At 65.6% G+C, this 23,405-nt stretch carries 19 protein-coding genes; 9 read left to right on the top strand and 10 right to left on the bottom strand.

Features of this window, described 5'->3' with window-relative positions; genetic code table 11:
• Positions 1-52: 52 nt before the first annotated feature.
• From K0H49_RS22490 to K0H49_RS22475, 4 genes are all read right to left on the bottom strand, one after another.
• Entirely contained in the window at positions 53-553 is a 501-nt protein-coding gene (locus K0H49_RS22490; RefSeq protein WP_219217257.1) for a hypothetical protein, read from the bottom strand.
• Between the two features lie 160 nt (positions 554-713).
• The gene (locus K0H49_RS22485; RefSeq protein ID WP_219217255.1) at positions 714-2,351 is read right to left on the bottom strand and encodes a 3-(methylthio)propionyl-CoA ligase; all 1,638 of its coding nucleotides are present in this window, start codon (positions 2,349-2,351) and stop codon (positions 714-716) included.
• A gap of 34 nt (positions 2,352-2,385) precedes the next feature.
• On the bottom strand, positions 2,386-3,618 hold the full coding sequence (locus K0H49_RS22480; RefSeq protein ID WP_219217253.1) for an ABC transporter substrate-binding protein: 1,233 nt from the start codon (positions 3,616-3,618) through the stop codon (positions 2,386-2,388).
• 14 nt (positions 3,619-3,632) lie between these two features.
• The gene (locus K0H49_RS22475) at positions 3,633-4,859 is read right to left on the bottom strand and encodes an ABC transporter substrate-binding protein (protein ID WP_219217250.1); all 1,227 of its coding nucleotides are present in this window, start codon (positions 4,857-4,859) and stop codon (positions 3,633-3,635) included.
• 185 nt (positions 4,860-5,044) lie between these two features.
• Here K0H49_RS22475 and K0H49_RS22470 point away from each other — a divergent pair, with 185 nt between their 5' ends.
• From K0H49_RS22470 to K0H49_RS22435, 8 genes are read left to right on the top strand one after another with little or no spacing between them, the layout of a single operon-like run.
• Positions 5,045-6,235, top strand: a complete 1,191-nt coding sequence (locus K0H49_RS22470) for an acyl-CoA dehydrogenase family protein (protein ID WP_219217248.1) — start codon at positions 5,045-5,047, stop codon at positions 6,233-6,235.
• A 19-nt stretch (positions 6,236-6,254) separates the two neighbouring features.
• Positions 6,255-7,358, top strand: coding sequence for an acyl-CoA dehydrogenase family protein (locus K0H49_RS22465; RefSeq protein WP_219217239.1), 1,104 nt, complete (start codon positions 6,255-6,257; stop codon positions 7,356-7,358).
• Positions 7,355-8,536 carry a CaiB/BaiF CoA transferase family protein gene (locus K0H49_RS22460; protein WP_219217236.1) on the top strand — a complete coding sequence of 394 codons (1,182 nt, stop codon included), beginning with the start codon at positions 7,355-7,357 and terminating at the stop codon, positions 8,534-8,536. Before K0H49_RS22465 ends, K0H49_RS22460 begins: the two co-directional genes overlap by 4 nt.
• Positions 8,537-8,564: 28 nt before the next feature.
• On the top strand, positions 8,565-9,236 hold the full coding sequence (locus tag K0H49_RS22455; protein ID WP_219217235.1) for a nitroreductase: 672 nt from the start codon (positions 8,565-8,567) through the stop codon (positions 9,234-9,236).
• Between the two features lie 2 nt (positions 9,237-9,238).
• On the top strand, positions 9,239-9,817 hold the full coding sequence (locus K0H49_RS22450) for an FAS1-like dehydratase domain-containing protein (RefSeq protein ID WP_219217233.1): 579 nt from the start codon (positions 9,239-9,241) through the stop codon (positions 9,815-9,817).
• A 5-nt stretch (positions 9,818-9,822) separates the two neighbouring features.
• Entirely contained in the window at positions 9,823-10,296 is a 474-nt protein-coding gene (locus tag K0H49_RS22445; protein WP_219217231.1) for a hypothetical protein, read from the top strand.
• A 40-nt stretch (positions 10,297-10,336) separates the two neighbouring features.
• Positions 10,337-11,329, top strand: coding sequence for a Bug family tripartite tricarboxylate transporter substrate binding protein (locus K0H49_RS22440; protein WP_374122400.1), 993 nt, complete (start codon positions 10,337-10,339; stop codon positions 11,327-11,329).
• Positions 11,330-11,349: 20 nt separating this feature from the next.
• Positions 11,350-12,354, top strand: a complete 1,005-nt coding sequence (locus tag K0H49_RS22435; protein ID WP_219217222.1) for a tripartite tricarboxylate transporter substrate binding protein — start codon at positions 11,350-11,352, stop codon at positions 12,352-12,354.
• Between the two features lie 366 nt (positions 12,355-12,720).
• Here K0H49_RS22435 and K0H49_RS22430 read toward each other — a convergent pair whose 3' ends face one another.
• The 6 genes from K0H49_RS22430 to K0H49_RS22405 all read right to left on the bottom strand — a co-directional run bounded on the left by K0H49_RS22430 (position 12,721) and on the right by K0H49_RS22405 (position 22,320).
• The gene (locus K0H49_RS22430; protein ID WP_219217220.1) at positions 12,721-15,318 is read right to left on the bottom strand and encodes a DEAD/DEAH box helicase; all 2,598 of its coding nucleotides are present in this window, start codon (positions 15,316-15,318) and stop codon (positions 12,721-12,723) included.
• Positions 15,319-15,450: 132 nt separating this feature from the next.
• The gene (locus K0H49_RS30995; protein ID WP_219217218.1) at positions 15,451-17,439 is read right to left on the bottom strand and encodes an AAA family ATPase; all 1,989 of its coding nucleotides are present in this window, start codon (positions 17,437-17,439) and stop codon (positions 15,451-15,453) included.
• A gap of 481 nt (positions 17,440-17,920) precedes the next feature.
• The gene (locus K0H49_RS22420) at positions 17,921-18,118 is read right to left on the bottom strand and encodes a hypothetical protein (protein WP_219217216.1); all 198 of its coding nucleotides are present in this window, start codon (positions 18,116-18,118) and stop codon (positions 17,921-17,923) included.
• Positions 18,119-18,366: 248 nt separating this feature from the next.
• Positions 18,367-19,785 (bottom strand): c-type cytochrome, encoded by a 1,419-nt coding sequence (locus K0H49_RS22415; protein ID WP_219217214.1) that lies wholly within the window; start codon positions 19,783-19,785, stop codon positions 18,367-18,369.
• Positions 19,782-21,554 carry a GMC family oxidoreductase gene (locus K0H49_RS22410; protein ID WP_219217212.1) on the bottom strand — a complete coding sequence of 591 codons (1,773 nt, stop codon included), beginning with the start codon at positions 21,552-21,554 and terminating at the stop codon, positions 19,782-19,784. The genes K0H49_RS22415 and K0H49_RS22410 overlap by 4 nt, the downstream gene beginning before the upstream one ends.
• A 10-nt stretch (positions 21,555-21,564) precedes the next feature.
• On the bottom strand, positions 21,565-22,320 hold the full coding sequence (locus tag K0H49_RS22405; RefSeq protein WP_257625075.1) for a gluconate 2-dehydrogenase subunit 3 family protein: 756 nt from the start codon (positions 22,318-22,320) through the stop codon (positions 21,565-21,567).
• A gap of 210 nt (positions 22,321-22,530) precedes the next feature.
• Between K0H49_RS22405 and K0H49_RS22400 the strand changes: the two genes are divergently transcribed.
• Complete coding sequence (locus tag K0H49_RS22400; protein ID WP_219217210.1) at positions 22,531-23,337, top strand: hypothetical protein; 807 nt, start codon at positions 22,531-22,533, stop codon at positions 23,335-23,337.
• Positions 23,338-23,405 lie beyond the last annotated feature (68 nt).

The following is a 23,405-nucleotide window of genomic DNA, read 5'->3' as shown; positions in this document are numbered from 1 at the left end:
CGAAGACCGCGGAGCAGGCGTCGAGGCACGCGGCAACAGCATCCGCGCGGCCCTAGAGAACATCGATCTGGCACAGCTGCCAGACCGCATAGAGATAGAAGCTGTCCGAGCGCAGCTTGGAATCGCGGTCGAAGGGAAAGACCACGAAGATCGGTCCCTTGTCCGAGATCGGCAAGGGGGCGCCGTCCTTGGCAATGGCCAGGATCGCGCCGTTGTCGGCCAGGTCCTCGACATCGGCGACCACCGCGTAGTCGTTGAGCGCGATCAGCCGCAGCCGGGTGCCCTTGGCCTTGAGCGCCGCCAGGAAGGTGCCCACCGCCACGCCGCTGTAGGTGACGGGTGTCTTGTTCCAGGGTGTGGCCGTCTTGAAAGAGGTCTGCGGCATGGCCTGCAGCGCTTCGAGGTCGAAACGTCGGTTGCCGCCGGCATCGGCCCCCTCGATGGCGCCGCGCACCAGCAGGATCGGATTGCCGGCGATCGATGGCCCCGACACGCCGAGCGCCAACGCGGCAGATCCCGCGAGAAAGGCGCGTCGACTGAAAGAGTTCATCATCGTGGTTCTCCGAAAAAGTCCGTGGTGCCACCATACATCGGCAACCCCGGAAGCGGAGAGATCGTTTGCACGCCCGCATCCAGCGCAAGGCCTGGACGATGAACGATTCTATAGAGACACAGGCGCGCGCGCCGACCCCGCCGGGCCGGAGGCGCCCTCCTCACGCGGCGTCGAACACCCGGTCCTTGAACTGCTCGCGCAGCTTGGTCTTGAGCAGCTTGCCGGTCGCGGTGTGCGGCAGCGCATCGACGAAGGTGACGTGGTCGGGCAGCCACCACTTCGCGACCTTCTGCGCAAGAAAGGCCTGCAGCTCGGCGCCCGTGACCTCGGCGCCTGCGCGCCTGACGATGACCAGCAGCGGCCGCTCCTGCCACTTGGGGTGCGGGATGCCGATCACCGCAGCCTCGGCCACCGCCGGATGCGCGTTGGCCGCGTTCTCGAGGTCGATCGACGAGATCCACTCGCCGCCGGACTTGATCACGTCCTTGGCGCGGTCCACCAGCTGCACGTAGCCGTCGGTGTCGACGGTCGCCACGTCGCCGGTCGGAAAATAGCCCTCGGCGTCGAGCACCGGGCCGCCCTCGCTCTTGAAATAGCCGCTCGCGATCCACGGGCCGCGCACATGCAGGTGGCCGAAGGCCTGGCCGTCGTGCGGCAGCCGCTGACCGGCCTCGTCGACGATCTTGAGCTCCACGCCCCAGACGCCGCGGCCCTGCTTCATCTTGACCGTCGTCTGCGCCTCCTTCGACAGGCCGCGGTGCTTGGGCAGCAGGTTGCCGATCACGCCGATGGGGCTGGTCTCGGTCATGCCCCAGCCCTGCACGAAGTCGGCGCCGAAGTCGCGCTCGAAGCGCTCGATCATGCTGCGCGGCGTGGCCGCGCCGCCCACGCCGATGCGCTTCAGGCCCAGGGCCAGCGTGTCGATCTCGGGGTGCGCATCGAAGTACTGGAACTGCATCAGCCAGACCGTGGGCACGGCCTGCGAGAAGGTCACCTTCTCGTCGCGCATCAGTTCGTAGAGGCTCTGGCCGTCGAGCTTGGGCCCGGGCATGACCAGCTTGGCGCCCGCCATCGCGGCCGAGTACGGCATGCCCCAGGCGTTGGCGTGGAACATGGGCACGGCCAGCAGCAGCGTCATGCCCGAGTTGACGTTGAAGGTGTCGGGCGCGCATTCCATCAGCGAATGCAGCACGGTCGAGCGGTGCGAGTACAGCACGCCCTTGGGGTTGCCGGTGGTGCCCGAGGTGTAGCACAGCGACGAGGCGGTGCGCTCGTCGAACTCGGGCCAGGTGTAGTCCTCGCTCTGCGCGGCGATCAGCTCCTCGTAGCACAGCAGCTTCGGCACATCGATCGCGGGCATGTGGGCGCGGTCGGTCATGGCCACGAAGGTGTGCACGGTCTTGAGCGCAGGTGCGAGCTGCGCCACCAGCGCGGCGAAGGAGATGTCGAAGAACAGCACCTGGTCTTCGGCATGGTTGACGATGTAGTCGATCTGCTCCGGGAACAGCCGCGGGTTCACCGTGTGCAGCACCGCGCCCGTGCCCGAGACGCCGTAGTACAGCTCGAGGTGGCGGTGCGTGTTCCAGGCCAGCGTGCCCACGCGCTGGCCGGGCGTGATGCCCAGCGCCTGCATTGCGTTGGCCACGCGCTTGGCGCGGCGCTGCACCTCGCGGTAGTTGGTGCGGTGCACCGGGCCTTCGACGGTGCGCGCGACGATCTCGGTCTCCGGGTGGAAGGTGGCCGCGTGATCGATCAGCGACGAGATCATCAGCGGGCGGTCCTGCATCAGTCCGAGCATTCTTGTGTCTCCGGTGGTTCTTTGGAAATGGCGCTCATTTGACGGCAATGGACTGGCCCATGGGCTCGAATTCCTTGCCGTTGAAACGCACCAGCTGCAGCGTGCTGAAGGGCCAGTAGTCGGTGCTCGAGGTGTTGAGCGCCACGCCGGGCAGCAGCATGCCCGTGCTCACCGCCTTGAGGCTGGTGGCCTGCTTCAGCACGTTCTCGCGCGTCAGGTTGTCGCCCGACGCCCGCAGCACCTGCTCCATCGCCTGCGCCACGCCGTAGCCGTACACGCCGGCGGCGTTGGTCACGTCCTGGTCGGGGGCGTACTTCTTCATGAAGGCCAGGAATTCCTTGGTCGCCGGGTCGTCGGCCCAGCGCGGCTGGGTCGCGTCCTTGAAGAAGGCCATGGCCATGATGCCGTTGGACTTGTCCAGGCCGGCCGGCTCCAGCGTCATCTTCACGTAGGCCGACACATAGGTCAGGTACTGCTGCTTGGGGCGCCAGCCGATGTCGTAGACCTTGCGGATGGCCTGCGCGGCGAAGCGCGCGGTGGCGAAGTTGACGAACACGTCGGCGCCCGAGGCCTGCAGCTTGATGATCTGCGAGTCGACCGTCGGGTCGGCGATCTCGAACGAGGCCTCGCCCACGATCATCGACGCGGCCTTGTCGCCCAGCCCCTTCTTGAGGCCCTTGAGCAGGTCCTTGCCGAAATCGTCGTTCTGGTAGAGCACGGCGATCTTCGCGCCGGGCATCGTCTTCAGGATGTTCTTCGCGTAGAGGCTGCCCTCGCCCTCGTAGCTGGGCATGTAGGGCGTGGTCCAGGGATTGTTCTTCGGGTCATTGAAGCGGTCCGCGCCTACGCCCAGCAGCAGGTGCGGCACCTTCTTCGCATTCATGTACCGCATGATGGCCGCGTTGGACGCCGAGCCGAGGTTGCCGTAGACGGCCAGCACCTCGTCCTGCTCGACCAGCTTGCGCACCACCTCGGTGGTGCGCGGCGGGGTGTACTGGTCGTCGTAGCTGATCAGCGTGACCTTGCGGCCGTTGATGCCGCCCTTCTCGTTGATCATCTTGAAGTAGGCCTCGTTGACCTTGCCGACGATGCCGTACGACGAGACCGGGCCGCTGTAGGGCATGGCCATGCCGAGCTTGATCTCGGTGTCGGAGGCGCCGGTGTCGTACTTCTTCTGGGCGAGCGCCATGGTGCTGCCCAGCAGGAGGGCCGCGCCGGTCAGCAGCAGCGCGGTGCGCCGAGGGAGGGTGTGGTTCTGTTGCGTCATGTCGTGCTCCGGGCTCAACGGCCCATCACCGGGCCGAAGGGCTCGTAGTGCGTGCCGGTGAAGCGCAGCAGCTGCATGCGCTCGATCGGGTAGAAGTCGTCGGCGGCGGTCTTGATGTCGATGCCCGGGTAGAGCATGGGCAGCGTGAGCTGCAGGTTGGCCGAGATCTTCATGATGTTCTCGCGCGTGAGGTTGTCACCCGCCTTGCGCAGCACGTACTCGAGCGTCTGCGCCGAGGAGTAGCCCAGCACGTTGAGCGAATCCGTCATGTCGCCGCCCGGGTAGTACTTGGCCATGAAGGCCTTGTAGTCGTCGAACTCCTTGGTGTTCTTCCAGCGATCGTCGGCCGGGTCGCGCAGGTAGGTGGCCGAGATCACGCCCTGGGCGTTCTCGTAGCCGGCCGGCTTGATCACGGCCGAGACCGACACCGACACGCTCGACAGGTACTGCGTGGGCTTCCAGCCGATGTCGGCCGCCTTGCGGATCGCCTGCGCCGCGAACTTGGGCGTGGTGATGCTGAAGAAGGTGTCGGCGCCCGAGGCCTTGAGGTTGACCATCTGGCTGTCGATGGTCGGGTCGGTCACCTCGTAGGTCGACTGCGCCACCACCATGCGCTTGGCCTTGTCGCCCAGCCCGTCCATGAAGCCCTTGAGGAAGTCCTTCCCGAAGTCGTCGTTCTGCATCAGGATCGCGATCTTGGCGTCGGGCTTGGTCTTGAGGATGTGCTCGGCGTAGATCAGGCCTTCGGTCTGGTAGGTCGGCTGCCAGCCCATGGTCCAAGGGAAGTCCTTGGGATCGCCGAAGCGCGTGGCGCCGGTGGCCACGAAGAGCTGCGGCACCTTCTTGGCATTCATGTAGCGGCGGATCGCCATGTTGTGCGCCGTGCCCAGCGGGCCGAAGAGCACCAGCACCTCGTCCTGCTCGACCAGCTTGCGCGCCTGCTCGACGGTCTTCGAGGGCGTGTAGGCGTCGTCGAGCGAGATGAACTCCACCTTGCGGCCGTTGATGCCGCCTTCGGCATTGATCTTGGCAAACCAGGCGCTGGCCGTCTTGCCGATCGTGCCGTAGGCCGAGACCGGGCCCGAGTACGGGACGATATGGCCGATCTTGATCGTGGTGTCGGTGGCGCCGGTGTCGTAGCGCTTCTGCGCTTGCGCGGCGAACACCGCGGCCACGCCGAGCAGCAGCGCGGCACCGGTGCGCAGGAAGCCCTTCGACGGGCGGGAGGGGAATACGGGCATGACGGTCTCCTGGGTTTTTCTGTTGCGCCACGGTCGGCGTCGGGACGGATCGTAGGCAGCCGCTCCGGCCGGCGGCATCGTCGGAAGAGACGATTGAGAGGCCCGGGCCTTGGTCCTAGCATGGGCCGCACAACAGCCAGACCGGAGACAAGCCGCAGGCCCGCGCCTGCCGGCAGCCACAGCCGATGAACCTCAGTTCGACCCCGCGCTACGAAGCCTTCCGCCAGGAGATCCGCGCCTTCCTCCAGACCCACGGCCATCGCTCGGCCACCGCCCCGACCGCGCAACGCCCGCCCGCCGCCGCGCTGGCCTGGCAGCGCCTGCTGCTCGAGCACGGCTACGCGGGCCGCACGGTGCCGCGCGAGTACGGTGGCTACGGCGCTGCGCCCGATGTGATGGAGGCCTACCTGATCACCGAGGAGTTCACCCGCGCCGGCGCCGCGCCGCCCCTGGGCAACCAGGGCATCTCGATGCTGGTGCCCACGCTGCTCGAGCTGGGCACCGAGGCGCAGCGGCGCGAATGGATCGCGCCCACCTTGCGCGGCGAGGTGCTCTGGTGCCAGGGCTACTCCGAGCCCGGCGCCGGCTCCGACCTGGCGGCGCTGCAGACCCGCGGCACCGAGGACGGCGAGGACTTCCTGGTCAACGGCCAGAAGATCTGGACCTCGACCGCACACGTGGCCGACATGATCTTCTGCCTGGTCCGCACCGAGCCCGGCGCCGCCAAGCACGCGGGCATCAGCTACCTGCTCTTCTCGATGAAGACGCCCGGCATCGAGGTGCGCCCGCTCCAGACCATGACCGGCCACGCCGAGTTCAACGAGGTCTTCTTCACCGACGTGCGCGTGCCTCAGCAGCAGATCGTCGGCCAGCGTGGCGAAGGCTGGAAGGTGGCCAACGCCACGCTCAAGCACGAGCGCGGCTCGCTGGGCAATGCCGCGGTCACGACCCAGCGCTACCAGGAGCTGGTCGAGCTGATGCAGGCCGAGACCGTCGACGGCACGCGGCTGATCGACCTGCCGGTGCTGCGCGACCGCCTGATGCGGCTGCAGGGCCAGGTGCTGGCGCAGAAGTGCCACGGCCTGCGCCTGCTCACCGCGGCCGCCGCGGGCGAGGACCTGGGCCTGGCCGCGCTGGTGGTCAAGCTGCAGGGCTGCGAGTTGCGCCACCAGCTGGCCGGGCTGGCCATCGACGCGCTGGGCGAGCTCGGCCTGTTGATGCACGGCAGCCCGCACCTGCGCGCGCAGGCGATCTGGCAGGAGCGCTACATGTTCGACCTCGGACTGATCATCGGCGGTGGCACCGCGCAGATCCAGAAAAACATCATCGCGGAACGCGGCCTCGACATGCCGCGCGAGCCACGCCTGGCCGCCTGACGCGCACGGAGACCCCTTCATGGAATTCGCACTTTCCCCCGACCAGCGCGCCCTGCAGGACAGCGTGCGCCGCAGCCTCGAACGCGCCTGCCCGCTCGAGCGCGTGCGCGCCGTGGCCGCCACCGACCAGCCCTTCGACCGCGCGGTCTGGCAGACCCTCTGCGAGATCGGCGTGCCCGCGTTGCTGGTGCCCGAGGCGCACGGCGGCCTGGGCCTGTCGCTGCTCGATGCCGCATTGGTCGCCGAAGAACTGGGTCGCCATGTGGCGCCCGTGCCCTTCCTCGGCAGCGCGGTGCTTGCGCCGCTGGCCCTGCGCGAGGCCGGCAGCGCGGCGCAACAGGCCGAATGGCTGCCGCGCCTGGCCCGCGGCGACTGCATCGCCGGCGTGGCCATCGCCGAGCGCGTGGCCGGTGCGCGCGACGGCGCGGGCTTGCAGGCCGACGCTGGCCGGCTGAACGGCAGCGCGCTGTTCGTGCTCGACGCGGCGCAGGCCGATGTGTTCGTCGTGGCCGACCGCAGCGGCGGCCTGCACCTGGTCGCCGCCGATGCAGCTGGTTTGCAACGCGCAGCCCTGCGCAGCATCGACGCGACCCGCCCGCTGGGCGAGTTGGTGTTCGAGAACGTGCCCGCGCAGCCCCTGCCCGGCGCCACGCCCGCCACGCTGGCGCGGCTGCGCAGCGCCGCCTGGGCCCTGCTCGCGGCCGACACGCTGGGGGCGGGCTGGGCCATGATCGACCAGGCCGTCGCCTATGCGAAGGAGCGCCGCCAGTTCGGCCGCGTGATCGGCTCCTTCCAGGCGGTGAAGCACCTGTGCGCCGAGATGGCCGCCGGCCTGGAACCCGGCCGCGCGCTGGTCTGGTACGCGGCCCATGCCTTCGACGCGCTGCCCGACGAGGCCGAGCTGCTGTCGGCGCATGCCAAGGCCCACCTGTCGGAGGCCGGCACCTTCGTCGCGCGCACCGCCACCGAGGTGCATGGCGGCATGGGCATCACCGACCTGCTGGGCCTGCACTTCTGGTTCAAGCGCATCGGCTTCAACCGCCAGGTCCTGGGCGGCCCCGAGCGCCTGCGGCAGCACGCCGCGCAACTCCAAGATTCAGCAGCAATGAAGGAGACAACATGACATCGCCCCGCATGCTCGAAGGCCTGCGCGTCACCGACCTCACGACGGTGATCTTCGGCCCCTACTGCACGCAGATCCTGGCCGACCTCGGTGCCGAGGTGATCAAGGTCGAGCCGCCCGAGGGCGACAGCATCCGCATCATCGGCACGCCGCCGCACACGCCGCTCATGAGCCCGGTGCACCTGCGGCTCAACCGCGGCAAGCGCTCGGTCGACTGGGATCTGAAGAGCGAGGCCGGCCGCGCCGCCATGCACCGGCTGATCGAGACCAGCGACATCTTCATCCACAACGTGCGCAGCGACGCCATCGCGCGCGCCGGCCTGTCGTACGAGGAGGTGCGTGCGATCCGGCCCGACGTGATCTACGTGCACTGCACCGGCTTCGACCAGCGCGGCCCCTACGCCAAGCTGCAGGCCTACGACGACATCATCCAGGCCGCCTCGGGCGTGGCCTCGCTGCCGCCGCGCGTCGACGGCAACCCGCAGCCGCGCTACGTGCCGATGACCATGGCCGACAAGGTCTCGGGCCTGCACGCGGCCTATGCGGTGCTGGCCGCGGTGATCCACCGGCTGCGCACCGGCGAGGGCCAGAAGGTCGAGGTGCCGATGTTCGAGTCGGTCACCAGCTTCAACCTGGTCGAGCACCTGTGCGACATGACCTTCGTGCCGCCCACCGGCCCCTCGTGCTACCCGCGCCAGGTCGACCCCACGCGCCAGCCGATGAAGACCCGCGACGGCTACCTCGCGCTCGCGCCCTACCTCGACGAACGCTGGGTGCGCTTCTTCGAGGCCACCGGCCACCCCGAGGTGCTGCAGCAGCCGCAGTTCGCCGACAAGGCGCTGCGCCGCAAGAACACCAGCCGCATGTACGAGGCCGCGGCCGCGATCCTGCCCGAGCGCGGCACCGACGAGTGGCTGGAGATCCTGCGCCTGGCCAACATCCCGGCCATGCGCGTCAACGACATCGACGACCTGCCCACCGATCCGCACCTGCAGGCCACCGGCCTGTTCCGCCAGCGCACCCATCCCACCGAGGGCGAATACCTCGAGGTGCGCCCGCCGGTGCAGTTCTCGGCCTTCGACTACGCCGAGCTGGGCCATGCGGCCGCCTCGGGCCAGCACAGCGCCGAGGTCGCGGCCGAGCTGGGCGTCGTGATGCCGAAGCGCGACGCACACTGAGCTCCCCTCTTCCACCATCGGACATCCCATGAACATCCAGGACGCGATCGCCAGCCGCCGCTCGGTGCGCCACTTCCTCGACCGGCCGGTGCCGGCCGACGCCATCCGGCGCGTGCTCGAACAGGCGCTGCGCGCCCCTTCGGGCGGCAACCTGCAGCCCTGGCACCTGCACGTCGTGGGCGGCGAGCGGCTGGCCGAACTCAAGACGCTGATGCGCGAGCGCGTGCAGCAGGCCCCCACCGGCGAAGGCAGCGAGTACGACATCTACCCGCGCGAGCTGGTGTCGCCCTACCGCGACCGGCGCTATGCGGTGGGCGAGCAGATGTACGCACGGCTCGACATCCCGCGCGAGAACAAGTCCGCGCGGCTGCAATGGTTTGCTCGCAACTACCAGTTCTTCGGCGCGCCGCTCGCGCTGTTCTGCAGCGTCGACCGCCGCATGGGGCCGCCCCAATGGTCGGACCTGGGCATGCTGCTGCAGAACGTGATGCTGCTGCTGCGCGGCGAGGGCCTGGACAGCTGCGCGCAGGAGTGCTGGGCGATCTACCCGAAGACCATCGGCAGCTTTCTCTCGCTGCCGGCCGAGCGCATGCTGTTCACCGGCATGTCGATCGGCTACGCGGACCCGGACCATGCGCTCGAGGGCTTCATGACCGAGCGCGCGCCCTTGTCCGAAGTCGCCGAGTTCATCGGAATCTAGCCATGACCGCACCCGACACCGACTGGCAAGCCGCCTGGCAGCCCCTGGTCGCCCGCGTGGGCGAGGACTTCGGCAGCGCCGAGACCTTCCACGGCGCCGACGCCATCGACCCGAGCGCGGTGCGCCGCTACCTCGAGGTGCTGGAGTTCGACTGCCCGCTGCACACCGATGCGGCTGTGGCACGCGAACACGGCCATGCGGCGCCCACCGTGCCGTCGACCAGCCTCATGAGCTGGACGCTGCCGCCCATGTGGTCGCCCGGCCAGCCGCCGATTTTCACCAGCGACGCGCGCGACGCCGAGCCCGAGCGCAGCCCGCTCAAGGGCGTGCGGCCGCCCGGCATGCCGCCGACCAGCGCCTACATGGCGACCGACTACGAGGTCGACTACCTGCGGCCGGTGCAGGTGGGCGACCGGCTCATGCGGCGCGGCAACCGCCTGGTGCGCTGCCAGCCCAAGGCCACCCAGGTCGGCCGCGGCGCCTTCACCACCTGGGAATACGAGATCGTCGACCAGCACGCCGAGGTCGTGGCGCGCTGCCGCTTCAGCATGTACCACTACAACCCGCACGCCGTCGCATGAAGCTCATGAGCCATGAACAGAACCCCGTCATCGACTGGCGCCTGCAACGCACCTGGGGCGAGGTCGCGGTCGGCGACACGCTGCCCCCGCTGCGCTTTCCGCTGACGGTCTACCGCATGGTGATGGCCGCGGGCGCGAACCGCGACTTCAACGCGATCCACCACAACACCGAACATGCGCAGTCCACCGGCGCGCCCGAGATGTACGCCAACGTGATGTTCCTGCAGGGCATGTGGGAGCGCACGGTGCGCGAGTACATCGGCCTGGCCGGCACGTTGCATGCCATCCGCGGCTTTCGCATGAGGTCCTTCAACACCGCGGGCGACACCGTGGTGGTGCAGGGCCGCGTCGAGCGCAAATGGATCGACGAGGCGGCCGACCCAGCGCATCGGCACCGGCTCGAACTCCAGGTCTGGAGCGAGAACCGCCACGGTGTCTCGGTCGGGCCTGGCGTGGTCGAGGTGAGCCTGCCCGCCTGAGTTGCCGTTCCACACCCCAAGAAAAAACCGGAGACATCCCGTGCAAGAACACAAGACCCTCAGCCGCCGCCGCATGCTCGCGCTCGGCATCGCCCTGGCCGCCAGCGCCGCGTTGCCGGCATGGGCCCAGCCGGCCGCCTGGCCGAACAAGCCGATCCGCATGATCGTGCCCTACGCCGCGGGCGGCGGGACCGACGTCTTCGCGCGCCTCGTGGCCGAGGGCCTGGGTCGCAAGCTGGGCCAGAACGTGATCGTCGACAACCGCCCCGGCGGCAACGGCATGCTGGGCATCACGGCCGTGCAGCGCGCACCGGCCGATGGCTACACCCTGCTGTTCTCGCTGACCTCGATCATCCAGAACCCGCTGCTCTACCCCAACGTGGGCTTCGACCCCTTCAAGGACTTCGTGCCGGTGTCGGAGGTCGGCCGCCTACCGATCGTCTTCACCGTGAACGAGAAGCTCGGCGTGGACACGCTCGATGGCTTCATCAAGCTGGCGAAGGCCGCGCCCGGCAAGTACTCCTACGGCTCCTTCGGCAACGGTTCGAGCGCGCACCTCTATGCCGAGGTGCTGCAGGACGCCGCCGGCATCCGCCTGCTGCACGTGCCGTACAAGGGCGAGGCACCGGCCATCACCGACATGCTGGGCGGCAACGTCGACGCGGTCTTCGTCTCGGCCCGGAGCATGGCCCAACAGGTGGCGGCTGGCAAAGCCCGCTCGCTGGCGGCCGTCGGCACGGCGCGCGCGCCGCTGGCCGCCACGGTGCCGACCTTCAAGGAACTGGGCTACGCCGGCATGGATTCGGTGGGCTGGTTCGGCCTGTACCTGCCCGCGGGCGCGCCGCCCGAGATCGCGAGGCGCCTGTCGACCGATGTCGCGGAGGTTGTGCAGAGCGCCGACGCCAAGGCACGGCTCGAGGCCATGGGCGTGATCCCCGTGGGCAGCACGCCCGCGCAGTTGACCGCTACCATGCGCGCGGATCACGAGCGTTGGCGCGAGGTGATCCAGGCGAAGAACATCCGGCTCGAATGAAAGAACGAGAAAGGCATCCGATGGCACACCGCTCGCTCACCCTTGGCCTCAGCCTGGCATTGGCCCTCGGCACGCTGACCGCCGTCACCGCCCTACCCGCAGCCGCGCAGGCCACCGCTGCCGCCGACTACCCCACGCAGACCGTCACGCTGCTCGTGCCTTTCCCCGCCGGCGGCATCACCGACAACATCGCTCGCCTGGTCGCCCAGGAACTGGGCACGGCCTGGGGCAAGCCCGTGGTGGTCGACAACCGCGTCGGCGCCAGCGGCACCATCGGCGCCGCAGCCGTGGCCCGCGCCCCCAAGGACGGCCACACGGCCCTCTTCACCATCACCACGCACGTGCAGATGCCGGCACTGCGGCGCGCCCTGCCCTACGACGCGGTCAAAGATTTCGCGGCGGTCTCGCAGATCGGCATGTCGACCTCGGCCCTGGTCGTGACACCTGATTTCCCCGCGACCACGTTGAAGGAACTGGTCACGGTCCTCAAGGCCGAGCCTGGCAAATACGCCTACGGCTCGACCGGCGTCGCGACCACCTCGCACATTTATGGCGAGCTGTTCAAGAAGGAAGCCGGCGTCGACATGCCGCACGTGCCCTACAAGGGCGCGGCGCCGATGGTGACGGACCTGCTCGGCGGCCACATCCGCGTCGCGGTGCTCGACACCGGCACCGCGCTGCCCTACCTGCAAAGCGGCAAGCTGCGCGCCCTCGCGGCTTTGGGCACGCGCCGCTCCGAAGCCCTGCCCCAGGTGCCCACCTTCCAGCAGGCCGGCTACGCAGGCTTCGAGCCCTACGCCTGGATCGGCCTCTTCCTGCCCGCCGGCACGCCGCAAGCCCGCATCGACAAGATGTCGACCACGGTGGCCGCGATCATCGCCAAGCCGGAGATGCAGAAGAAGATGCGGGAGATGAACATCGAGCCGGTGGGGAGCACAGCGGCGGAGTTCTCGGTGGTGCTGCGGGATGATGCGGGGACTTGGAGGCGGGTGATTGAGAGGACGGGGATTCGGGTGGAGGAGTGAGGGGGTCGAGGATCTCAAGGCGCGGCCGAGTTCAACATCGGTCGGCGCTGCCATTCACGACCGGCTGCACCGGTTCGGAGTTGCAGCACCGACGGCAGCGGGGCCGCCACCTCGATTCTCTATTTCTTCCTCACCAAGGACCGACGCTAGAAAGGCCGCGATCTCTGCTCGCCACCTATGCAAAACCGCCATTTCAACTGCGGACAGAACAGGAGATGACGGCTATTGGCCTAGGGGAGCGAAGTCGAGTTGGACGACTGCTTAAGACTGATTGCTGCCGGCCGGCTGAGTGCGGCAACCGTTGCTCACGAACGCAGCCGAGTCCTGTGGCCTCGGCCGCCAGCCGCCCCTCACAATTCGTCGGGCTCAGGGAACGGCAACGAGGTGGTCACGAGCAGGTCGTGCAACCAGCCAAGCGGCTAGGCCGGGCGCGGCCGCACGGCACTCGCTGAGCGCTTGAGCTGCCTGCGCGCGCCATGCTAGGTCTCCAGGCTCTTGGAAGTCCCGACGCAAATCCCGAACGACGACCAGAGCTTCCTCGGCCCACCGACGAAAGTCGTCCAGGTCCCAATGAGCAACCTTCCCCAAATGCGGCATGGCGCCTTCTTTGGCTTTCTTCGCTGGCGTGACCAGCACAGGCAGGATGTCCGCGCCGACCGACGCGGGGACATGTGCGCGCAGCCAGTCCGGGTGTGACCCTGCTTGGCGCGCCTTGGTCGCATCGATGACCGATGTTTCGCCCTTGGCGTTCGCATGATCCTCAAAGACTAACGCGACGTTGCCGATGATCCACCAGGGGTCAGGCGAGGCATCGTCCTCGCGCTTGCCGGCAATGAAGCCCAAGTGCTCCCCCAACATGACTTGCGCCTGCTCGAAGTGCTTCGCCCCGCTCAAGCCTTGGCGAATCTTGTTCTCCCACGCTGAGAAGTCCCTGTTGTGCAGGGTGCCGAGCTTGGCGAGGTGCGCTTCAAGTTGTTCGACCTGCAGCAATAGCGTGCCGTGCCCAGTTTCTTCAGCTGTCGGCTCGGCGGCGACGCCACCGCGCGCGAGTCCGATGAGCCAGGGAATCCCAGCGGCCGCGTCTTTCGCCTTGCGGTACTGCGAGCGCGCATGTGTATCAAAGCCGGCTTCTCCTGCCTTAACAGCCCCCTCAGCAGAGGTGCCGGCGAGGTAGTGCCATAGCGCCCGATAGCCACGCAAGGCAGGTTCGGTCAAGCCGCCCAGAACTTCCCGAGCGGCATCGTAGGCCTTGGCGTAGTCCTCGTTCCACATCGCTGTCTGCCAAGCAATTTCGTGAGCCACGACGCCCTCGAGTTGATCCATGGCAGGAAACTTCGCTTGGGTCGCGGCTTCCCGTGCATCCAAGATGCCCTGATTGGCGTCCTCCCAGGCCTCTTCGTGCTTCAGGAAAGTGTCGAAGTTGTCCAGCAGATCCCGCTGCTGGACCTTCGTGGACTGTTCGATGCCGAATTCCAATTCCGCCTGTAGCTCGGGGTGGAAGAAGGCACGGCGCTTTCGATCCGTCAGGTATGCCGGTAACTCGTCCCCGGTAATCACGACGGCGGAATAGTCGTTGAGGCCGCGCGTACAGCGTCCAATAGCCTGGAGCACGCGCGTCTGAATACGCTCGTTGAAAAGCAAGCTCGCACCCATCCGGTTGATCAGGAAGCGTTCCTGCAGGTTCGTGGTCCGAGAAAGCCCTTCGATAAACAGCAACCGACAGTCGTCATCCGGGAAGTCAATCCCGTCGTAGCGATTTGCGATCACCGCCACAGCTTGATCGGACCGGACGAAGTCGGCCTTACTGACTTCCAGATTGGCCGCAGTGAACACCGGGTACTTCAAATGCTCTGCCACATCCTTAATCACCTCGTCGGCATCAGGCGTGCTGGGTGTCAGAACCAGGCTGCGCCCGGCCATGCGCATCAGGTCGCGGCGCAGTTCCAGCGTGTCGTTTTCGGTGAGTGACTTCTCAGGGAACAGGAAGAACCGGCGCCCGATACCCTGTCGATCCCATCCGTCCGGGATTGGCAAGCGCTTAATCCTTGGCCGTCCTGTCAGGCGCTCCAGGTCGCCACCGGCCCCCAATGTAGCGGACATGAAAATCCGCTGCTTGGCACCTACGAAGGGGCCGTGTGACCAGGTTGGCGGAATCAACGGGCGCAGCATGATCTCGCTGGCGGACACATATAGCTGACAAGCGTGAAGATGGCTCGACAGCATGCGCCAAGGATACCGGTGCACCGTGTCGCCTACATTGGATGTGATCGTGGCCCTCAGTTCATCTGCAATCTCGCCCACCAGATGGCTTGGAATCTTGTCGACCCAGCCCAGGTCATCAATGCCTTGCCATTCACCTGTGAGCCGGGTGTAGTTGTGGTCGGGCAGTACAGCCTTGAGGACACCGGCCATGGCCTTAAAGAGAGCGTCGTCAGTTGCTTCGAACCGGCTCACGCGGAGCGTCCACTGGCTTGCCATGTAGTTCTCGGCTGCGTGAGCATCGTCGATGATGATGATGTCCGGGCTGTCAAAGAACGGGTTGGTGTTAAAGAGGCTGTTGTACGTCGTTACGGCCACACGCTCGCCGTCGTGGTAAGCAGTCTTGGCTTCAGGCGTGTAGTTCTTGATCTGACCGGTGAAGGGCTCGACGGTCAGGCCGTACTTTGCCGTCGCCTCTTCCGCGACTTGGTATACGAGTTGCCGCGTAGGACACAGGTAGACAATGCGCTCACGGAATTTGCGCCGGCGCCACTCGGCGAGTAGCAGCCCCACCAACGTCTTGCCGCTGCCCGTAGGTAACTGCAGTGCGACATCAGGTGCATCTAACGCCTGTGCGACGTAGTTGCGCAGCACTTGGCCTTGATGATCGAACAGGCTGGCGTGCTTGCGCCGAGGCAGGTCACGAAAAAGACGGTCCGGGCTTTCCGGGACGGCAGCATGCGATGTCGGTTTCCTGAATGCCATTTGTGATGAAATCCTTTTTTGTCTATACAGTTCCAAGCAGTCGTCACTGCAAAGGGACGTACTGTCGCGGCATGTCGCGATACTGTTATCGAGGCGGAACGCGCTGCTTCGTGCCGGGCGCTTCTAACGCGCTTACGTAGCGTCGAAAGTATCATTAATTGCAGCAAACAGAGCGGCGAACCGCCCCGAGGTCGCAGCATCAAGCGACTTCGGCGGGGAGGTTGCGAACTGGGAGGCGACAAGGTAGTGGTTGAACCCCCCTGAAGGACGCAAAGTAAGCCCCGTCGAGTGAATATATTTTTCTAAACGCTGAACGATGCGGTCTCCTTGAGGAAGGTCCGCTTCTGAAACATCCTTGCCCGCCAAATGCGAAGCGAACGCCAAGTTGAAATACTTCAGATATACGCCCGGCGCAAAGAGGTCTTCCACGTCAGTAGCGACCGTATTTTTCCCAAAGTTCTTTGCGTCTCGAAATTGAGACACATTAAAGAGTGATTTCTCAGCCAACAGCTTTTCGCGCACGAGACCTGTCAGCCTTTGCTCTGGCGAACCCTTAAAGTCGTGCAGCACCGCCAACTTGAGCCCGTTTCCAGCGAGCAACGCAACAAACGTTGCCACGTTATCTAACCCACCAGTTGGGACAATAGTGAGGTCACTGCGAAGCCCAACCCCTCCCTTTGCCTCCAGCAGCCCCGAAGCCACTTGAAGATAGATGAGCTCCGATGGCCCTTCAACTAACAAGTTGCGCTCAGATATGAACAAGTTTTGAGCGATCGTCCAGCCCAATGCAGCTTGCAGTGGAAAAATCGTGCGGGGATCAGAGCCGTTTAAATTCGAGGAGATAACAGTTCCAACGGTCTTTTGATCTTCGACAAGCCGCACTTGATGCAGCCTATCGGAGTTCACCATGAAAGGTGAGTGCGTTGTGTAGAGAACTTGATGATCTTCAGCGAGCCGGTCTATGTACCGAAGGAAATCGGCCTGTGCGAGTGCATGCAAGGCGAGGCCCGGTTCGTCCAGCAAGAGGATGAGTTTTTTGCCTGCAGCTTTCCCCGACGGGTCCAGTTGGTGCTGAACCGTATCGAACCAGACCAAAAAACTGAAGAACCAAATAAAGCCGCGGCTGCGTTGATCGAAAGGTGTACTTACGCCCCTATGCCTCCGATTTTTGATGCGGAGATATAGATTTGGGCCGGCATCGAACGGAGCGTCATCGGCGGGATCAGTCTTAATGTCGACTTCAACCTCCAAGTCCTCGTTCTGTTTCCAAAATTCCATGACTTGATCGGTGAGGCTAATCGACACTGCTTCGATTTTTGCCTTTAACTCTTCATAGCCGCCGGGGGTCGCCAAGTCTGCAAAGGAAACATCAGCCATTCTCAAAAGAGCGAGAACAGCCCGGTGGATCGGCTTGAGTTGCTTCGGATCAGTTTTCGCCTGTTCCACCCGCGACGCCAAGTCGGTCAGATTCATCTTTCCGGGCAAGGTATCGTAATCGCTGAAATATAGAAACTTTGGTACAGATGACGCGAGGCGAATCCATGCCTCCGAGCCAATGATGCTGTCCCATTTTGTCGCCTCTAAACGCGTATTCAAGGCCGCGATCGCTTCCTCATCGCCGGGAGTCAGTGCTACGGAGGCAACGAGGCCCGGAATCTGTCGCAATAACTTGGCTCCTTGCATGGCGGTGGCGGCATCCGAACTAAGTGTCTTCGCGAAAGCACTGATGGCAGGCGCCTCTTGAACGCTCAACCCAATTCGAAGCGTGTTGTCGTAAAGATGGGTCACCGAAAATGTGAACCCCGGCTTGAGCTCGACTTTTAGAGCAGAATTGATATCCAAGATTTCCTTTTCGTCAAGAATGTAGGTTAAAACTGTGGCTGTTGCAGGGTCTTTGTCATGGCGTTTTGTGTACGATGACAGATCTTTTCGGGGATAGTCTTCTACTGGCTGAAAGTCAAATTCCTTTACGGCGTCGGCCGACTTTTGCAAGGCCTTTAGCAGGACCGTCTTACCGGCTTCGTTCATACCGACAAAAACCGTCACAGAGGGATCGATCTGTACAGTCTGCTCGGTATTCATCGAGCGAAACGGGCCAACTTTTGCGGAAATAAGAATCACGACGCCTCCAATCGTTAGGGTGTTACCGATTGTGACGCAAGTGCATAGAGACCGGCCTAGTCGTTTGCCCCATGCGCTGCGCTGCTTCAGCACAGATACCCTTAAGCGGCCGAGCCGCGTTGCAAAACCGCGATGCCGATCTCCACGTAATCAGTCGGCAAGCGACCATCTTGGTACCCAGCGCACAGGAAGCGGCCTAACAATCTGCGATTGCGCATTTACTCAATCGCTGCGAAACACCCTTTTGCTGTGTCATCGAATACGCTTGCGTTTATCAAGCGTAGGGCAAGGACGATCAGCAAATTGGTTGCTGCGCTTTGAAACTCCGAGGCTTACTTCATCTGCAGCTCAGATCCTCGATCAGCCGCAACTGGTCTTCCCCCACCTCTCCCCTCCTTCAGCTCCCCTGACAAGCCCAGCCCTACCATCCGCTTTTGAAAATCTGGTTGCGTCACCGTCTGCCCCACTGCAACTCTGTCGATCACCGCTTGCGGCGTAGTCGCCGGCGCAAATAAGCTGCAGAACGCCGATGCTCATGGCCTTTAAAACCGTGCTTCGTGAAAGTGGAGATCTGCGGCGCCAACGGCATGCGACCGGTACCAAACACGCCCAACGGCTTGACGCAGCCCGACTTGGTGTGCGGCAGTGCTTCGCCAATGGTGACGAAGCCGCTCTGCACTTGGCTGCCTCGGTTGTCGACTGTCAGCGGCGCGCAGCCCCTGCAGGTCACCCAATCGACATGAGCGTAGTGAGCAGCGGTCTTTGATCGCGCGCTTATCAGCGGCCTGCCCCAGTGCACAGGCCATCGGGTGCTCCCCGCAGCGAAATAAAGGAGGAGCCGAAGGCGGGGGACATTCGCGGAGGGGAGTGCCCGGTGGCCTGTGCACGCGCCCCGAACAAAAGCCCCCGCAGATCAGGTACAGCGTCTCACGGTCCCTTCGCCGTAGCCACAGGTTTAAGCGACTCCCTAACCTTCGCCACCTGCCCCGCCGTCACATCATCCCCCTGGTTCCCCCAACTGGCCCGCGCAAAGCTCAACACACTGGCCACATCCGCATCGGTCAAACGCCAACCGAAGTCGGGCATCGCGATAGGCGACGGTGCTTGCGCGGTACTTGGCATGGCCGAGCCCGCGAGCACGAGGCGGATCAGTGACGTCGGGTCCTTGGCATTCACCACGCTGTTGCCCGCGAGCGCGGGAAAGGTCTTGTTGGCGCCCGTGCCGTCCGAGCGGTGGCAGGCGTTGCAGCTGTTGAGGTAGACCATCGCCCCGCTGTTGGCCTCGACCGTGCCGTTGCGCAGTGCCTGCGTCGTCGGGTGCTGCGGCGCGGCGGCGACCAATGTCGCCTGCGTCGGCACGGTCGAGTCCCCGGACTTGGCGCCCAGCGATTGCAGGTACACGGCAATGGCCTGCAGGTCCGGCGTCGACATGTGCTGCGTGCTGTTCTGTACCACGGCGACCATCGCACCGAAGGCCGCGGTCTGGCCGGTGCGGCCGGTCTGCAGGTATTGCACGATGTCTTCGGACGACCATTGCGCCATCGTCGGCCGGTCGGTATGGCGCAAGGGCTGCGCGTACCAGCCATCGATGATCGCGCCCGACAGGTACAGCTCGCCCTTGCGGTCGCTGGCGGCCTTGACGCCGCCGAGCACGCTGCGCGGCGTGTGGCAGTCGCCGCAGTGGCCCAGGCCCTGCACCAGGTAGGCGCCGCGGTTCCATTCGGCGCTGCGTGCGCTGTCGGGCTGGAACGTGCCCTTGTCGAGGTAGAGCCAGTTCCAGCCGATCATCAGGCTGCGCATGCTGAAGGGCCATGGCAGGTTGGTGAGCGGCGGCTGCTGCGCCACTGGCTGCACGCCGTTGCGGAAGAAGGTGAAGAGCGCGTGCATGTCCTCGTCGTTCACGCGGGCGAACGAGGGGTACGGCATGGCGGGGTACAGGCGATGGCCGTCCTTGGCGACGCCTTCACGCAGCGCGCGGGCGAAGTCGGCCTCGGTGTAGGCGCCGATGCCCGCCTGCGGGTCGGGCGAGATGTTGGTCGAGACGATGGTGCCGAAAGGCGTCTTCATCGGCAGGCCGCCACCGAAGGCCGGCTTGCCCGGCGCGGTGTGGCAGCTGACGCAGTCGGCCACACGGGCAAGGTAGCGGCCGCGCTCGAACACGGGGTCGGCGGCGGCGGGTGCAGCGGTTGAGGTGGTGACCGGAGTGCCCGGCGTTGCGGGGGCAGACGCAGATGGCGCCGACGCAGCTGCGCCAGGCGCATCGCTCTTCTGCGCCATGGCCCAGGCCCCGGCGCCCAACAGCACCACGGCCGCGGCGATGCCACCGTACACACGACGCGCGTTCATGCCAGCGCTCCCGGGTTCTTCAGGTACTGCTCGCGAATGGCCTTGGCCGACCAGTAGGCCAGCGCGCCCACCATGCCCGTCGGGTTGTAGCCGAAGTTCTGCGGGAAGGCGCTTGCGCCCATCACGAACACGTTGGGCACGTCCCACACCTGCAGGAAGCGGTTGACGGCGCTGGTCTTCGGGTCGGTTCCCATGGGCGCGCCGCCGGTGTTGTGGGTCGACTGGTAGAAGCGCACGTCGTAGTGGGCGTCGGGCTTCTGGAAGTTCGTCTTCATCTGCTTCGGTCCCATGGCCTTGGCGATCTGTTCGACCTTGGTGCCGATGAACTGGGTCATCGCGAGGTCGTTGGCCTTCCAGTCGAAGGTCATGCGCAGCAGCGGCTGGCCGTGCACGTCCTTGTAGGTCGGGTCCAGGTCGAGGTAGTTGTCGCGGTAGGCCATCACCGAGCCCTGGCTGCCCACGCTGGCCATGTAGAGGTAGTTCTCCTTCACGGACTTCTTCCAGCCAGCACCCCAGTTGGGCGCGCCGGGCGGCAGGCTCATCTGCTGGATCGGCCGCCCGCCGGTGTTGATGCTGTTGATGGTGGCGCCGCCGATGAAGCCCAGCGGGCCGTGGTCGAAGTTGTCGCCGTCGAAGTCGTCGATGACCGAGCCGCTGGCGCCCGCGCCGACGAAGGGGTTCATCGGCTGCTCCTTGTCGAAGAACAGGCTCGCGCCGCCATTGAGCTGGTAGGCGTAGTTGCGCCCGATCACGCCTTCGCCGGTGGCGGGGTCGTAGCGCTTGCCGATGTTCGACAGCAGCAGCAGGCGCACGTTGTGGAACTGGTAGGCGCACAGCACCACCAGGTCGGCAGGCTGCTCGACTTCGTTGCCTTCGGCGTCGATGTAGGTCACGCCGGTGGCGCGCTTGCCGTCGGGCGACATGTTCACGCGCAGCACATGCGATTTGGTGCGCAGCTCGAAGTTGGGCCGCTTCATCAGCACCGGCAGCAGCGTGGTTTGCGGCGAGGCCTTGGAGTACATATAGCACCCGTAGCGCTCGCAGAAGCCGCAGAAGTTGCAAGGCCCGAGCTGTGCGCCATGCGGGTTGGTGTAGGCACGCGACGCATTGGCCGCGGCCTGCGGGAACGGGTGGTAGCCGAGTTCGCGCGCGGCCTTCTCGAACAGCTTGGCGCTGTTGACCGAGGCCAGCGGCGGCAGCGGGAATTCGTTGGCGCGGGCGCCCTCGAAGGGGTTGCCGCCCGCCTGGATCTTGCCGCCGATGTTGCCGGCCTTGCCCGAGGTGCCGCAGATCTTCTCGAACTGGTCAAAGTGCGGTTCCAGCTCTTCGTAGCTCACGCCGAAGTCCTGGATGGTCATGCCTTCGGGAATGAACTTCTTGCCGTAGCGCTCTTCGTAGGTGCTGCGAATGCGCAGGTCGCTGGGCAGCGGGCGCCAGTGGTGGCCGTTCCAGTGCACGCCCGCGCCGCCCACGCCGTCGCCGGGCAGGAAGGACGCGAGCTGCCGGTACGGCACGGCGATCTCGGCCGGCGTGTGGCGGATGGTCACCGTCTCGCGCGAGAGGTTCTGGAACAGCTTGCCGCGGATGCCGTAGCTGAGCTCGTCGGTGATGCGCGGGTAGGCGAAGTCGGGCTGGGTGTCGCGGTTCTCGCCGCGCTCCAGCGCCAGCACCTGGAGGCCGGCGGACGTGAGTTCCATGCCCATGATCGCGCCGGTCCAGCCGAAGCCGACCAGCACCGCATCGACACGGGGCTTCTTGATGTTGGCCATGTGTCGTCCTTCAGCCTTGCGGGCCGCTGATGCTGACCGGCGGCAGGTTGTACTTCACGCCGGGGCGGTCGACCCAGTCGGCGTAGTCCGCGCGAGCCCCCGGAAAACCGATCATCTTCCAGGCCGCGGCGTTCTTGTTGCCGCCGTGGATCGGGTCGCTGAAGTAGCCCTCCTTGGTGTTCTGCAACAGGAAGCCGAAGAAGTCCTTGGCGCCCACGCCGTCGAGCGTGACGGTGCCAGCCTCGAGCCCCGTGAGCACTTCGTCCTGCTGCGCGGCCGTGAGCTGGGCGAAGCCCTTGTCGGCGTACTGCTTGCGGCAGTAGGCGTCGGTGGCGGCGATGCCCGCGCGGTACACCTCGCGCGGCGGCATCTTCTTCTGGTAACCGAAGAGCGGCGACACCTCGATGAAGGGGCCCTGCATGTACCAGGTGGCGGCGTGGCCGAAGGCCCCTTCCATCTGGCGGTCGATGAACTCGGGCACGCCGGCTTCGATGGCGCCGGGGCCGGCATCGTCCGAAGGGATCAGGCGCGCGACGGCGGCCTGGACGAAGGTCCATTCGGTGGCGTTGAAGTAGACCGGTGTGTAAGGGGCGCCTGGGGGTGCGGCTGTCGAAGCTGGGGCCGGCGCGGTGGTCTGGGCCAGCGTGGCGCCTGTGAGGCCACCGGCGCCGAAGGCCGTGGCGGCCGGCACGATGGCGATGGAGCGGCGCAGGAAGCTGCGCCGGTCGGCAAAGGACTCGTCTTTCATCGCGTTGTGTGCGGCCATGAGACCGCTTGTTGTGATTGCGAGCCTCGATGATGAAGTCGCCTGCTGCCGGCCGATGTAGGAAAGAGGCTTGCGGATGCTCCGCATTGCTGCAGCGGCGGTAATTCGAAAGCCAACTGAAAGCATGGCAGCCGTCGTCGTCGCGCGGAGCGTCTTCCTGCTCCGCTACGCTCGGTCTGTCAGGGCGCACCAGCCCTCAGGAGAACCGCCATGCAAGAAGACGCCATCGACTTCCGCAACACCTCGCCGTTCAGGCCGGTCAACACCTTCAGCCACCTGCGCTTGAGCGAGGTGCGCTCGCTCGCCGAGGTGCTGGCTTGCCTGGACGCGCTGCAAAGCCGCGAACCGGCGCAGCGATTCCTCTGCACGCTCGATGACATCGATCAGTGCTGCTACACCAGCATGCACGCCCGCGAAGATGCGCGGCTCACGCCCGACGATGACGGCGCGGACGAGGACCTGGACTACGACGATCCAGTCGCGCTGCACGGCCACGAGGCCCGGCAGCTCGCGCATGTGGCGGCCCAGCTCGACGCGCCCGCGCTGCGCCAAGATTGGCGCGCGTTGGCCGAGGCGCGCTTGAGTTCGCAGGACGACGTGGACGCACTGCTCGCGATGAACCGCGACCCCGACCAGTTGCTGGCCCACGACGACATCGTCTATGTGCAGCGCGTGCCGGTGCCGCGCGACGACCTGCGCATCGCCGACCTGCGCATCGCCGGCCTGCCCAACGGCTACTTCAGTGCCGACTGGGACGTGTTCCAGAACCACGCGCTCATCCGCCACCTCTCCACCACGCACGGCTACCGCTTCTTCGGCATCGGTGCGTCATGGCTGGGCTTCGTGCGCGCGCAGGCACCGGACGAAGCGCAGGCGCGCCGCCTGGTGGACGATCTCGCGCAGGTCTACCCTTCCGACGAAGCGGCGGCGGCGGCCGAGGCCTGGAACTCGCTCGCGTCGCTGCTGACGGGGTGCAAGACCTTGCTGTTGGGCTACACCGAGAACTTTGCGGAGTAATGCGTTAAAGGGACGGCGCACACGTGGCGCCGGCTTCATTGCAGAATCCGACCACGAGCAAAGCCTCG

The organism is Variovorax boronicumulans, from assembly GCF_019352895.1.
Lineage (GTDB): Bacteria > Pseudomonadota > Gammaproteobacteria > Burkholderiales > Burkholderiaceae_C > Variovorax > Variovorax boronicumulans_A.
This window is presented reverse-complemented; position numbering and strand designations above follow the sequence as displayed.

What these genes read in the sequence shown, in the direction of transcription:
- K0H49_RS22435 (WP_219217222.1), top strand. Translation starts at nt 11,350, where the DNA reads ATGGCACACCGCTCGCTCACCCTTGGCCTCAGCCTGGCATTGGCCCTC.
- K0H49_RS22475 (WP_219217250.1), bottom strand. Translation starts at nt 4,859, where the DNA reads ATGCCCGTATTCCCCTCCCGCCCGTCGAAGGGCTTCCTGCGCACCGGT.
- K0H49_RS22415 (WP_219217214.1), bottom strand. Translation starts at nt 19,785, where the DNA reads ATGAACGCGCGTCGTGTGTACGGTGGCATCGCCGCGGCCGTGGTGCTG.
- K0H49_RS22470 (WP_219217248.1), top strand. Translation starts at nt 5,045, where the DNA reads ATGAACCTCAGTTCGACCCCGCGCTACGAAGCCTTCCGCCAGGAGATC.
- K0H49_RS22480 (WP_219217253.1), bottom strand. Translation starts at nt 3,618, where the DNA reads ATGACGCAACAGAACCACACCCTCCCTCGGCGCACCGCGCTGCTGCTG.
- K0H49_RS22405 (WP_257625075.1), bottom strand. Translation starts at nt 22,320, where the DNA reads ATGGCCGCACACAACGCGATGAAAGACGAGTCCTTTGCCGACCGGCGC.
- K0H49_RS22460 (WP_219217236.1), top strand. Translation starts at nt 7,355, where the DNA reads ATGACATCGCCCCGCATGCTCGAAGGCCTGCGCGTCACCGACCTCACG.
- K0H49_RS22485 (WP_219217255.1), bottom strand. Translation starts at nt 2,351, where the DNA reads ATGCTCGGACTGATGCAGGACCGCCCGCTGATGATCTCGTCGCTGATC.
- K0H49_RS22445 (WP_219217231.1), top strand. Translation starts at nt 9,823, where the DNA reads ATGAGCCATGAACAGAACCCCGTCATCGACTGGCGCCTGCAACGCACC.
- K0H49_RS22430 (WP_219217220.1), bottom strand. Translation starts at nt 15,318, where the DNA reads ATGGCATTCAGGAAACCGACATCGCATGCTGCCGTCCCGGAAAGCCCG.
- K0H49_RS22450 (WP_219217233.1), top strand. Translation starts at nt 9,239, where the DNA reads ATGACCGCACCCGACACCGACTGGCAAGCCGCCTGGCAGCCCCTGGTC.
- K0H49_RS22400 (WP_219217210.1), top strand. Translation starts at nt 22,531, where the DNA reads ATGCAAGAAGACGCCATCGACTTCCGCAACACCTCGCCGTTCAGGCCG.
- K0H49_RS22455 (WP_219217235.1), top strand. Translation starts at nt 8,565, where the DNA reads ATGAACATCCAGGACGCGATCGCCAGCCGCCGCTCGGTGCGCCACTTC.
- K0H49_RS22490 (WP_219217257.1), bottom strand. Translation starts at nt 553, where the DNA reads ATGATGAACTCTTTCAGTCGACGCGCCTTTCTCGCGGGATCTGCCGCG.
- K0H49_RS22410 (WP_219217212.1), bottom strand. Translation starts at nt 21,554, where the DNA reads ATGGCCAACATCAAGAAGCCCCGTGTCGATGCGGTGCTGGTCGGCTTC.
- K0H49_RS22465 (WP_219217239.1), top strand. Translation starts at nt 6,255, where the DNA reads ATGGAATTCGCACTTTCCCCCGACCAGCGCGCCCTGCAGGACAGCGTG.